This window comes from Bradyrhizobium sp., from assembly GCF_049691595.1.
Taxonomy (GTDB): Bacteria; Pseudomonadota; Alphaproteobacteria; order Rhizobiales; family Xanthobacteraceae; genus Bradyrhizobium.
The window spans coordinates 1-12378 of sequence record NZ_JBAVNZ010000047.1 but is presented as its reverse complement, the minus strand read 5'-3'; the positions used below and the strand labels follow the sequence as shown (position 1 = coordinate 12378).

The window sequence follows — 12378 nt, the reverse complement described above, 5'->3', positions numbered from 1 at the left end:
GCGATTTCCTCGGAGACCGCGGCAAAGGCGGCGCGCCATTCGGCGATCGGACGCGCCTCGCCTTTCTCGCCCATTCCGGCCGGCGAGACCTCGGCAAAGCGTTCGGCGAACTTGCGGCGCGCATTGGCCGCGGCGATCGTACCCTGCAAATCGGTGCGCTGGTCCTTCAGCGCCTCGATGCGCTTGTCGAGTTCGGGCAGATTGACCGGCGGCGCCGCGCGCGGCGGCCGCGTGTCGATGGCGCCGATCGTGAGCTTGGCGCCGGCCTCACCCTCGACCCGCAGCGAGGATGGATCGAGCGTCAGCGGAAAGTCCCTCGTCACCAGCGTGTTGTCGCCGGAAGGAAGATCGAGCGCGATCACGCGCGTGACGCTGGCGCCATCGGGATAGACGGTGACGGCATCGACCGCCGATGTGACGTCCAGATCGGCGGCCTGCGCCGGCAGCGCGGCGAACGCCGTCGCAAGCACCAGGCTGGCCGTTACAAGGCTGTTGGCAATCATTCGCATGACGTTCCCTCTCTCATGATCTCCGCGCGGCGCGCGACATTCCGGCCGATCCGGTGCGACCCGGCACGAAGCCGCATCACCAGCAGTGATGAGACGCAGCGATCAAGCAACGGGTTCGATTGAGGTAACGGTAAGGCACGGCCAGGACAGGCTCCGGGGCGGGTGCGGCGCCGGTTGACTGCAACGCCGGCATTCGGAAATTGTCACATTTGCATCGTATCAGCCGTCACCTGGATGCGGTTGCATCGAGAGCGACCAGAGCCAACCGACCATGACTTTGCAAACCGGGAGTGCAAGTAGACCACGACAGAAACAGAGTCTTCGATGACATTGGCAAACGAAAACCCCGGCCGACAGGCCGGGGTCGATCACCGCTCGGATTCGATGCGTCACCGCAACGGCTCAGAAAGGTCCGCCGAATCCGCCGAAACGATAGTTTATACCAGCCTTGAGGACATGGAACTTATCATCAGCAAAGGGGCCGCCGTTGCCGAAGTCCATCATGTTATATTCGATCTTGGCGGTCCAGTTGTCCCGCAGGGCATACTCGGCGCCGAAGCCAAGCACCCACCCACTCACAGTCCGGCTGACCGACATCGAGCCGACGGATATACCATTCATGGCAACGCCGACGGTCCCGGTTCCGTGAGCCCACGCTCCACCCACCTTGCCAAAGATGAGCCAACGATCGACGGTGTAGCCGAGCCTTGGAGCAAGCGTGGAGACCCAATCGAGGCTCGCCTCGGCGCGCCCGGTTATGACGGCTCCACGCCCGACGACCGTGGCGCTGGCGCTGTCCTTGATGGTCGTCCCCGAAATGTCCGCCTCGATGCCCCAGACCCACTGATTGACCTGGTAATTGAAGCCAACCTGACCGCCTCCGATCAAGCCGCTGCTGCTGCCGCCATCTGAGTCGGCCCATCCGAGGCCGACGTGACCGCCCGCATAGAATCCAGTCCAGCTGTAGATATAGGGCACTGGCGGCATGGCCCTGTAACCACGACCGCCCGCCGCATCGGCGGCGACAGATAAGGCGGATGTCGATGCCAGCATGGCCGTGGCAAGACTCACCGTAATCAATTTACTCGTTCGCATTGCTGTCTCTCCTGCCCTCATGTACCCCACGCATTAGGCGGGTGAATGTGTCAAAAAGATGCAACCTAAGGGTACGATGACGCGGATCTCTTCATGATCGGCACGGTCTTCTCATTTTGTAAAACAGTGTTGTTCGCGAGCCACATTGCATTCAGCAATCTGATAAGCTCGTGGTAACGGAGCGCATGATCGCCAGCGAATTGATCAAAGCGATCGGCCTGTACAAAACACTTGGATCGGCCGCTCATGTAATCTCAATCCAGTATCGGGCTACTCATGAGATTGGAAAGCGACTCACGTCTGGACCGACAAAGAATAGTGCAGAATACCGCCGTGCTGGTTCATCCCGCTCTTAACTGAGTGAACGGACGTCGGGTTGTGGGCGCATATCCTTTGGAATCCATTTCGGCCTCTGGTCAAGGCTGGTTAAATCCGCAAGGGGATGACGCAAGCCGAACTGGCAACAACGTCACGCGCGTCACTTACGACCTTGTTCGGCAACCCGCCCCGGAATCTCAGAAAACCAGCGCCTTGGCCTGCTTGACCTGCGGCAGCGCCTGCACCTTGGCGAGCACGTCGGCGGGCACGCCACCGTCGACCTCGACCAGCGCGATGGCGTCGCCACCCTGCTTGACGCGGCCGAGATGGAAGGTGGCGATGTTGATCCTGGCGTCGCCGAGCAGGCCGGCGAAACTGCCGATGAAGCCCGGTCTGTCTTCGTTGGTGACATAGATCATCGATTTGCCGAATTCGGCGTCGACCCGGATACCCTTGATGTCGACCAGCCGCGGCTTGCCGTCGGCATAGACCGTGCCCGACACCGAGCGCTGCTGCCGCTCGGTGGTGACGGTGACCGTGATCAGGCTTTCATAGTCGCTCTCGGCCGCGCGCACGATCTCGTCGACCACCATGCCGCGCTCCCTGGCGATAACCGGCGCCGAGACCACGTTGACCTCACCCAGCATCGGCCGCAGCAGGCCCGACAGCACCGCCGAGGTGATCGCCTTGATCTTCATTTCGGCGACATGGCCCTCATAGGTGATCTGAACTTTCAGGATGCCGGTCTCGGTGAGCTGGCCCGCGAACGAACCGAGTTTTTCGGCGAGATCGATGAACGGCTTCAGCTTCGGCGCCTCTTCCGCCGTGATCGACGGAAAATTCACCGCATTGGAAATCGCGCCGGTCAACAGATAGTCCGACATCTGCTCGGCGACCTGCAGCGCGACGTTCTCCTGCGCTTCGGTGGTGGACGCGCCGAGATGCGGCGTGCAGATCACGTTGGGACGACCGAACAGCACGTTCCTGGTGGCCGGCTCCTCGACGAACACGTCGAAGGCGGCGCCGGCGACGTGCCCGGAATTGAGCGCGTCGACCAGCGCCTGCTCGTCGACCAGGCCGCCGCGGGCACAGTTGATGATGCGCACGCCCTTCTTCATCCTGGCGAGCGCGGCGGCGTCGATGATGTTTTTGGTCTTCTCGGTCAGCGGCGTGTGCAGCGTGATGAAATCGGCGCGCTTGAACAGCTCCTCGAGGTCGACCTTCTCCACGCCGATGTCGCGCGCGCGCTCCGGCGACAGGAACGGGTCGTAGGCGATCACCTTCATGCGCAGCCCAAGCGCCCGGTCGGCGACGATCGCGCCGATATTGCCGCAGCCGATCACGCCGAGCGTCTTGGCGGTGATCTCGACGCCCATGAAGCGGTTCTTCTCCCACTTGCCGGCCTGGGTCGAGGCATCGGCCTGCGGAATTTCCCGCGCCAGCGCCAGCATCAGGGTGATGGCATGTTCGGCGGTGGTGATCGAATTGCCGAACGGCGTATTCATCACGATGATGCCTTTTGCCGTGGCGGCGGGAATCTCGACATTGTCGACGCCGATGCCGGCGCGGCCGATCACCTTCAGCCTGGTCGCCTTCTCGATGATCTTGGCGGTCGCCTTGGTGGCGGAGCGGATCGCAAGCCCGTCATAATTTCCGATGATCTCGGCGAGCTTGTCCTTGTCCTTGCCGAGATTGGGCTGGAAGTCGACGTCGACGCCGCGATCCTTGAAGATCTGCACGGCAGCGGGCGAAAGCGCGTCGGAAATGAGAACCTTGGGCTTTGACATTGGATTTTTCCTTCACCCTCCCCTGGAGGGGGAGGGTCGGCGCGAAGCGCCGGGATGGGGTGCAGCTGTCGATGCGAAATTCTTTGTGCGTCGAGTTCGTGGAGAGATCACCCCACCCCGCCGCACCTGCGGTGCGTCGACCCTCCCCCTCCAGGGGAGGGTGAAGATTACGCCGCCTTGGCGAGCGTCGCCTTGGTCTCGGCAAAGGCCCAGTCGATCCACTGCGTCAGCAGCGCGACGTCCCTGGCCTCCACGGTGGCGCCGCACCAGATCCGCAAGCCCGCCGGCGCGTCGCGGTAATGCGCGAAATCGTAGCCCGCGCCTTCCTTCTCCACCAGCGCAACCAGTTTCTTGGAGAAATCCGCCTGCGCGTCCGGGTTGAGCGCGGCGATGGCGGGATCGACCACCTTCATGCACACCGAGGTGTTGGAGCGGATGGCGGGATCCTTGGCCAGGAAATCGATCCACGGCGTCTTCGCCTGCCAGTCGGCCAGCACCTTGGTATTGGCGTCGGCGCGCGCGATCAGGGCCTTGAGGCCGCCGACCGATTTCGCCCAGTTCAGCGCATCGAGGTAATCCTCGACGCACAACATCGACGGCGTGTTGATGGTCTCGCCCTCGAAAATGCCTTGGTTGAGCTTGCCGCCCCTGGTCATGCGGAATATTTTCGGCAGCGGCCAGGCCGGCGTGTAGCTTTCGAGCCGCGCCACCGCGCGTGGGGAGAGCACCAGCATGCCATGCGCCGCCTCGCCGCCCAGCGCCTTCTGCCAGGAGAACGTCACCACATCGAGCTTGTTCCAGTCGAGCTCTTGCGCGAATGCCGCCGAGGTCGCGTCGCAAATCGTCAGACCTTCGCGGCTCGCGCTGATCCAGTCGGCATTCGGCACCCGCACGCCCGAGGTGGTGCCGTTCCAGGTGAAGACCACGTCGGACGCCGGATCGACCTTGCCGAGATCGGGAATATCGCCATAGCCGGCGTGCAGCCGGGTGACGTCCTTCAGCTTCAGTTCCTTGACGATATCGCTGACCCAGCCCTCGCCGAAGGATTCCCAGGCGATCGTGGTCACGGGCCGCGCGCCAAGCAGCGACCATAGCGCCATTTCGACCGCGCCGGTATCGGACGCCGGCACGATGCCGATCCTGTAACCGGCGGGGACTTCAAGCACCTCGCGCGTCAGTTCGATCGCGAGCTTGAGCTTGGCCTTGCCGACCTTCGCGCGATGCGAACGGCCGAGCGCGGCGTCCTTCAGATTTTGCGGATTCCAGCCGGGGCGCTTGGCACAGGGGCCGGAGGAGAAATGCGGCACGTTCGGCCGCGAAGCGGGCTTCGCTGCGGTCATGTTCTACCCTTCCAGATAGCTGCCTCTCGGTGGGGAGAGGTTTCCCGCCGCGGTGCGTAGGGGAAAGGCGCCGAATCGTCAAGAAACTTCGCCGGGATCAGGTATTACGCTGGGATCACGGTGGTTTGATGCCCCGGCATCTCAGCGCACCCGCGGCAGGCCGAGCGCGCGCTCGGCCTCGGAAATCCAGCGGCGCAGGGCGGCGTAACCGTCGAGATGAAAGCCGCCTTCATGGGCGACGCGCGTATAGGCGATGAGTGCTACGTCCGCGAGAGAGAAGCTGTCGCCAACCAAAAAACGCGAGGTGGCGAGGTGATGTTCCATGCGCGCCAACGCCGCGTAGCCGCGCTTGACCTTGTCCGGATCGAGATCGGAGGCCGGCTTGCCGAGATAGAACATCTGGAAGCGGCACCCTGCGACGAAGGGCTCGTGACTATTCTGTTCCCAGAACAGCCATTCGTCCATTTTAGCCGCGTCATATGCATCGGCCGGGATAAGATCGCTGCCGCGGGCCAGGTACCGGATGATGGCATTGGACTGCGCCAGCGCACGGCCGTCATCGAGCACGACGGTCGGCACCTGCCCGGCCCCGTTGAGTTTGAGAAACTCGGCCGTGCGGCTCTCGCCCTTGAGCGTGTTGACCTCAATCCAGGTATAGGGCAGCGCCAGCCTGTCGCAGACCCACTTCACCTTCAGGCAATTGCCCGAATTGGCGTCGCCATAGGTCTTCATGGTTTGCGCGGGCTCCGGCCAGGAGCAGCAATCGGATCAGCCGCGCTATTCGCTGTCAAGCCGGCGATCGCGAAAGAATCAGAACTTGTAACCGACGCCGGCACGCACCGTGTTGACGCTGGTATCGACGGTGGAGGTGAACCGGAGATACTCCCACTCCGCGCGCAGGAAGATGTTCGCGTACAGCATCAGGTCGAGACCGAGCCCCGCGGCGAAACCGGTGAGGAAATGCGCGTTCGCGTTGTCGGTCAGCGTGTAGGTAACCGGTCCGATGTTGGGCTTCGGCGGCACGGCAGACCCGACATAGGTGTATTGAAGGGTGGCGTCGGCCCGGCGGTTGATATCCGCCCGCCCCATCGCAACGCCGACGAATCCGTAAGGCAGAAAGCTGCCGATCGCATACCCGCCGCGGACGCGAAGCGAGCCGAAATCGGTGATCTTAATCGAAGAGCTCGACGACACGTCGGCGGTCGTGAAATAATCTGTCGGGAAAAAGAACGCGCGGCTCTGGGAGCCGCTTGAGGCGCCGAAGAAGTTGCCGCGGGTGTAGTTCAATTCAAGCCCGATCAGCGCTTCGCTCCACTGGAAATTATAGCCGACAAAGCCGCCAAAGCCGCTGCTTTGCATGTGCGCCTTGCCGAGCAAGGGCCATTTCGAAATGTTGAACTGGGATTCGAGATCGAGATTGTTCAGGAGCTTGGCGAGCAGGTCCTGGCCGGAATTGGTGAAGTCCATGTCCGCCGCGCCATGCGTGGCCTGGCCGCCGATGTAGACCCCCGCCCAGTTGACCCTGCTGCTGGTCAGCCCGTCGGAAAAGCCCCCGCGAAGAATCGGAAGATCGGAGAGATCGGCCGCCTGCGCACCGGTCACCGCTCCCAACATCATCGCCGCCAGCAGAAGTCCACGCATCGCAACGCTCCATCGAACTCTCTGATGTCGATCATCGCTCGTTAACCTTAACCAATCGTTGTCGCGGGGTTCGATTGGCGCGATGTTGCTGAAAAAACGATGTCCGGGATTGTTGTCTCAAAACCCGAAGCCCGGTTTTCGCGATCGCGCCGAAAGGAAAACGGCGCGGGAAAATCCCGCGCCGTCGGCAATCGTTAACGGATGGGAGAGCGGATTAACCTTTGCGCACCAGCGGCGACGCATAGAGCGGCGGGTTGTCCAGATCCCAGCGCACGCCGAGCTTCAGGTCATGCGAGGTGATGTTCTTGAATGTCGTCGGGTTGAAGATGGTGTTGGTGCCGTCGAAGGTCCGCAGGTCGCCGGTCAGGCCGTCGCCCATGTCGAGGTAGCGATAGGCGAGTTCGACGGTAAAGTTCGGCGTGACCCTGTAGGCGACGCCGGCATGGAGCGCCCAAGCGAAATTCCATTTCGAAACGTTGTCGCCGAAGGCCAGGCCCGGCAGCGCGCCGCCACCGTTGTTGGCGATGCTCTGGTCGGTGAAGTTGGCGATCGAAACCCGCGCCCCGCCGACGCCCGCGCCAATGAACGGCGTGATGCTCCACCAGGTGCCGAGATCGGCGTAGGCGTTGGCGAGCACCACCCACTCCGACTTGGTCGCGTGATAGGTGTCGGTGCCGACGCCGCCCGGATAGGTGATGCGGTCGGTGCCGAAGAACTGCGAGTTGCCGCGATATTCGCCGGTGATGTCGGCGCGGAACCAGTTGTTGAACCGATAGCCGACGCCGACACCGAAGATGCCGGCGGTATTGAAGCCGAGGTTCTGGACCGAGGAAGTGTTGCCGGCGTCGAGCACGTTGTTGAGGCGGCCGACCCGCTGGTTGCTGAAGCCGATGTCGCCGCGCAGATACCAGCCGCCGAAATCCTCGATCGCGGGCGGCGCGTAGGCCGGCGGTGCCATGATCGCCATGTCGGCGGCAAACGCCACCGACGACAACAGGGATGCCGCTGCGGCGGCAACAAATGACTTAACGCTACGCATTGGCTTCGTCCTTCTGGCCGGTGAGGCGACACCAGAGCCCCACGTCTTGAAAACTCACGGGCCGACGATGCCAGCAAATGTTTAAGCGGCACTTAACCCTAATTATTAAGGTTGATAATCCGTGACGACTTTTCGCGCGGCGCTTTCGCGGGCAGCGAAACCGATGCATTCGCGGCACGCAAGACCGCCGAAGCCGCCACGGATGCTAACGATGTGTTGAGAAAACGCGCGCATCCGGCGCACGTTGATCGGGGTCAGCGCGGGTGCCGCGGCATCTTCGGCAGCAACACCGCGAGCAGGCCGATCGCCGGCAGGAATGCGCAAAGCTGATAGACGAAGGCGATGCCGGCGTGGTCGGCGAGCTTGCCGAGCACCGCGGCGCCAAGCCCGCCGATGCCGAAGGCGACGCCGAAGAATACGCCGGAGATCATGCCGAAACGGTGTGGCATCAGTTCCTGCGCGAACACGATGATCGACGACGTCGCCGATGAAAGAATAAGGCCGATGAACACCGTCAGCACGGCGCTGGCAAACAGGCCGGCATGGGGCAGCGCCAGCGTGAACGGCAGCGCGCCGAGGATCGAGAACCAGATCACATATTTGCGGCCGAACCGGTCGCCGAGCGGTCCGCCGAAGAACGCGCCTGCCGCGTTGGCGGCGAGGAAGATGAACAGATAGAGCTGCGCGCCCTGGGTGGAGACGCCGAACTTCTCGATCAGATAGAAGATGTAATAGCTCGACAGGCTCGACACGTAGAGCTGCTTGGAGAACACGAGCGCGACCAGCACCAGGAGCGCGACCATCACGCGCCGGCGATCCGGCGCGTCCGGATGCCGCTCGACGGTTACCGCCTTTTTGGTCACGATCTGCGGCCGGTACCACGCCCCGATCTGCCACAGGATGACGATGGCGAGAAACGCGATCGATGAAAACCAGGCGATGCTCGGCTGGCCGAACGGCACCACGATCAACGCCGCCAGCACCGGCCCCATCGAGGTGCCGAAACTGCCGCCAAGCTGGAACACCGATTGCGCAAAGCCGTAGCGTCCGCCGGAGGCAAGCCGCGCGATCCGCGCCGACTCCGGATGAAACACCGCCGATCCGAGGCCAACCAACGACGCCGCGATCAGAATGATCCCGTAACTGTGCGCGACGCTGAGCAGCAGCAACCCGAAGAACGTGAATCCCATGCCGATGGCGAGCGAGAACGGCTGCGCCCTCCTATCGGTAAAATGCCCGACCAGCGGCTGCAGCAGCGACGCCGTGAACTGGAACGCCAGCGTGATCATGCCGATCTGCGCGTAGTCCAGCGCGTAACTGTCCTTCAGGATCGGATAGACCGATGCGATCAGCGACTGCATGGTGTCGTTGAGGAAATGCGAGAAGCTGATTCCCGCCAGCACGACATAGGCGGGACCTGCGACGGCGCTCCTGGCCGCGCGCCCGGCGGCGGTCGCGGCGGCGAAGCCAGGCGTCACGTCCGGCACCAACACCGGCGCGACCGGTGCTTCTTCGGAGACGACGACGGGTTTGTTCAACGGAGGATTCCCGGACGATTCGCAAGGTGACGGCGCCGTTGTCCTACGACGCGGACACCGCGCCGACCAGCGCCATTAGCCGATGGCTGCGATGCGGTTGGCGCGTGATCCGCCATGACATGCCCTCGGGCCCGTGGACGCTTCTGGCCCGGCGACCAAATCACACGCCAGAGAAAAACCGGATCGCGATCAGGCCGGCGCGGCCTGGCCCAGCGCCGAGACGATCTGATCGACCACGTCCTCGACCAGGATCCGGTCGTCGCCCTCGCCCATCACGCGGATCACGAGCTCGGTGCCGGAGGAACGGACCAGCAGGCGGCCGTGGCCATTGAGGCGTTTCTCGCCATCGACGATCGCCGATTTGACGTCGGCATTTTCGAGCGGCTTGCCGCTGCGGTAGCGGACGTTCTTGAGGATCTGCGGCAGCGGATCGAAGCGGTGGCAGACTTCCGACACCGGACGGCGAAGTTTTTGCACCACCGCGAGTACCTGCAGCGCCGCGACAAAACCGTCGCCGGTGGTGGCGTAGTCGGACAGGATGATGTGGCCGGAGGGTTCGCCGCCGAGATTATAGCCGCCTCTCAGCATCTGCTCGAGCACATAGCGGTCGCCGACCGGCGTTCGCACCATCTCGATGCCATGGCCCTCGAGGAAGCGCTCGAGCCCGAGATTGGACATCACGGTGGCGACAATGCCGGGCTTGGCGAGCCGGCCGTCTTCCTTCCAGCTTTGCGCGATCACCGCGAGCAGCTGGTCGCCATCGACCAGATGGCCGCGTTCATCGACCAGGATGACGCGATCGGCGTCGCCGTCGAGCGCGATGCCGATGTCGGCGCGCATCTCGCGCACCTTGCGGCTCAGCGCCTCCGGCGAGGTCGAGCCGCACTCCTTGTTGATGTTGAAGCCGTCCGGCTCGACGCCGATCGCAACCACGTCGGCACCGAGCTCCCACAGCGCTTCCGGCACCACCTTGTAGGCCGCGCCATGGGCGCAATCGATCACCACGCGCAGGCCATCGAAGCTGAGATCGCGCGGCAGGGTGCGCTTGGCGAACTCGATGTAGCGGTCATGGACGCCGTCGATGCGGCGGGCGCGGCCGAGACTGGCGCTCTGCGACAGGCGGCGGTCGATCGGTTCGTCGAGCAGCTGCTCGATCTGCCGTTCGACATCGTCAGACAGCTTGAAACCCTGCGGGCCGAACAGCTTGATGCCGTTGTCCTCGAACAGATTGTGGGAAGCGGAGATCATCACGCCGAGATCGGCGCGCATCGACTTGGTCAGCATCGCGACCGCCGGCGTCGGCATCGGACCGAGCAGCAGCACGTCCATGCCGACCGAGGTGAAGCCGGCCACCATGGCGTATTCGATCATGTAGCCGGAAAGACGGGTATCCTTGCCGATCACGACGCGATGGCGATGATCGCCGCGCTGAAACACCAGTCCGGCCGCCTGCCCGACCTTTAGCGCGAGCTCCGGCGTGATCAATCCATTGGCGCGGCCCCGAATCCCGTCGGTACCGAAATATTTGCGGCTCATGTAACCCCCAGCAAGCCCGGAGCTTTTCAAGACCATCCCTGGCAAGAAGCCCTGAACGTCCACCATCATGGCGTGCAGGGGGTTATAATACCTGTATCGCTAATATGGCTTCAAAAAATATGATGAATCATTACCGGTGGCTGGCAGGCCGCCGATCCGGTAACCGATTGTTTTTTCTTGCATTATGCCGAAAATCGAACCGTATTTCGGCCGCCGCCTTGATCTGCGCATGACGCGATATCCGCCCCTCGACGGCGGCGTCCGGGTGACCTTCACGGGGACGCAACCCCGAATGGTCTCCTTCCGCCCCTGCTTCGGGGCCTGGCGGGCCGGGTTTTTTCCGTATTGCCGTCGTTGGGCGGGGCCTGACCGGATCATCGGGCCTTAACCTCTTGCCAGTTCCGCGCGGCGATTTGGCGGATGACCCAACCGTGCTAGATGACAAGTCGGTCAAGAAATGCACGAAGAGCCGGGAGCGTCCATGAAGCACATTACCTGCATCGAAGACCTGCGCCAGTTGCACCGGCACCGCGTCCCGAAAGCATTTTTTGATTATGCGGATCGCGGTTCGTACTCCGAGGATACGATGCGCGCCAACCACGACGATCTTCAGCAGATCAAATTCCGCCAGCGCATCCTGGTCGACGTCTCCAGGCGCGATCTCTCGACCGCGATCCTGGGCGAGCCCGCGGCGATGCCGCTGATCCTGGCGCCGGTCGGACTATTGGGCATGCAGCACGGCGACGGCGAGATTCACGCCTGCCGCGCCGCGCAGGCCGCCGGCATTCCGTTCACGCAAAGCACGATGTCGATCTGTTCGATCGAGGACATCGCCGCCAGCGTCGACAAGCCGTTCTGGTTCCAGCTTTACGTGATGAAGGATCGCGGCTTCATCAAATCCCTGATCGAGCGCGCGATCGCTGCCAAATGCAGCGCACTGGTGCTGACCGTGGACTTGCAGGTGATCGGGCAGCGCCACCAGGACATCAAGAACGGCATGTCGGTGCCGCCGGAATGGCCGCTCTCGAAACTGTTCGATTTCGCCACCAAGCCGGCCTGGGTCGCCGGCGTGCTGCGCGGCAAGCGCCGCACCTTCGGCAACCTGATCGGCCATCTGAAGGGCGCCGAGGACATCACCGCGCTCTCGACCTGGATCAGTTCGCAATTCGACACCACACTAAGCTGGAAGGATATCGACTGGATCCGCGGCATCTGGCCGGGCAAGCTGATCCTGAAAGGCATTCTGGACGTCGAGGACGCCGAGATCGCGGCGAAAACCGGCGCCCAGGCGCTGGTGGTTTCCAACCATGGCGGCCGGCAGCTCGACGGCGCGCCGTCGTCGATCGAGGTTCTGCCCGAGATCGTCGATGCGGTCGGCTCCAAGATGGAGATCATGTTCGACGGCGGCATCCGCTCGGGCCAGGACGTGATGCGCGCGCTTGGGCTCGGCGCCAAATCCTGCATGATCGGCCGCGCCTATGTCTACGGGTTAGGGGCCGCCGTAAAAGCCGGCGTCGCCAAGGCGTTCGATGTGATCGCCAGGGAGCTGACCACGACCATGGGGCTGTGCGGGGT

Annotated in this window: 10 protein-coding genes; 1 reads left to right on the top strand and 9 read right to left on the bottom strand. The window is 63.1% G+C overall.

Going from position 1 to position 12378, the window contains the following annotated elements; all coding sequences use genetic code 11:
* From WCE35_RS02000 to glmM, 9 genes are all read right to left on the bottom strand, one after another.
* On the bottom strand, positions 1 to 509 hold a 509-nt coding region (locus WCE35_RS02000), incomplete at its 3' end, for a DUF4140 domain-containing protein (protein ID WP_424591665.1).
* 402 nt (positions 510 to 911) lie between these two features.
* Positions 912 to 1604 (bottom strand): outer membrane protein, encoded by a 693-nt coding sequence (locus WCE35_RS01995; RefSeq protein ID WP_424591664.1) that lies wholly within the window; start codon positions 1602 to 1604, stop codon positions 912 to 914.
* 515 nt (positions 1605 to 2119) lie between these two features.
* Positions 2120 to 3709 (bottom strand): phosphoglycerate dehydrogenase, encoded by a 1590-nt coding sequence (gene serA, locus WCE35_RS01990; protein ID WP_424591663.1) that lies wholly within the window; start codon positions 3707 to 3709, stop codon positions 2120 to 2122.
* 167 nt (positions 3710 to 3876) lie between these two features.
* Positions 3877 to 5049, bottom strand: coding sequence for a phosphoserine transaminase (locus WCE35_RS01985; RefSeq protein WP_424591662.1), 1173 nt, complete (start codon positions 5047 to 5049; stop codon positions 3877 to 3879).
* 141 nt (positions 5050 to 5190) lie between these two features.
* Complete coding sequence (locus tag WCE35_RS01980; RefSeq protein ID WP_424591661.1) at positions 5191 to 5781, bottom strand: glutathione S-transferase family protein; 591 nt, start codon at positions 5779 to 5781, stop codon at positions 5191 to 5193.
* Positions 5782 to 5859: 78 nt separating this feature from the next.
* Positions 5860 to 6690: an outer membrane protein gene (locus WCE35_RS01975; RefSeq protein WP_424591660.1), complete on the bottom strand. Its 831-nt coding sequence runs from the start codon at positions 6688 to 6690 to the stop codon at positions 5860 to 5862.
* 214 nt (positions 6691 to 6904) lie between these two features.
* Complete coding sequence (locus WCE35_RS01970) at positions 6905 to 7729, bottom strand: outer membrane protein (RefSeq protein WP_424591659.1); 825 nt, start codon at positions 7727 to 7729, stop codon at positions 6905 to 6907.
* A 254-nt stretch (positions 7730 to 7983) separates the two neighbouring features.
* Positions 7984 to 9267, bottom strand: coding sequence for an MFS transporter (locus WCE35_RS01965; protein WP_424591658.1), 1284 nt, complete (start codon positions 9265 to 9267; stop codon positions 7984 to 7986).
* Positions 9268 to 9456: 189 nt separating this feature from the next.
* Positions 9457 to 10803: a phosphoglucosamine mutase gene (gene glmM, locus WCE35_RS01960; protein ID WP_424591657.1), complete on the bottom strand. Its 1347-nt coding sequence runs from the start codon at positions 10801 to 10803 to the stop codon at positions 9457 to 9459.
* A 481-nt stretch (positions 10804 to 11284) separates the two neighbouring features.
* Here glmM and WCE35_RS01955 point away from each other — a divergent pair.
* The coding region (locus WCE35_RS01955) for an alpha-hydroxy acid oxidase (protein ID WP_424591656.1) at positions 11285 to 12378 on the top strand (1094 nt) is incomplete at its 3' end.

Coding starts and splice junctions, on each gene's coding strand:
- WCE35_RS01980 (WP_424591661.1), bottom strand. CDS start 5,781: ATGAAGACCTATGGCGACGCCAATTCGGGCAATTGCCTGAAGGTGAAG.
- WCE35_RS01970 (WP_424591659.1), bottom strand. CDS start 7,729: ATGCGTAGCGTTAAGTCATTTGTTGCCGCCGCAGCGGCATCCCTGTTG.
- WCE35_RS01985 (WP_424591662.1), bottom strand. CDS start 5,049: ATGACCGCAGCGAAGCCCGCTTCGCGGCCGAACGTGCCGCATTTCTCC.
- WCE35_RS01995 (WP_424591664.1), bottom strand. CDS start 1,604: ATGCGAACGAGTAAATTGATTACGGTGAGTCTTGCCACGGCCATGCTG.
- serA (WP_424591663.1), bottom strand. CDS start 3,709: ATGTCAAAGCCCAAGGTTCTCATTTCCGACGCGCTTTCGCCCGCTGCC.
- WCE35_RS01975 (WP_424591660.1), bottom strand. CDS start 6,690: ATGCGTGGACTTCTGCTGGCGGCGATGATGTTGGGAGCGGTGACCGGT.
- glmM (WP_424591657.1), bottom strand. CDS start 10,803: ATGAGCCGCAAATATTTCGGTACCGACGGGATTCGGGGCCGCGCCAAT.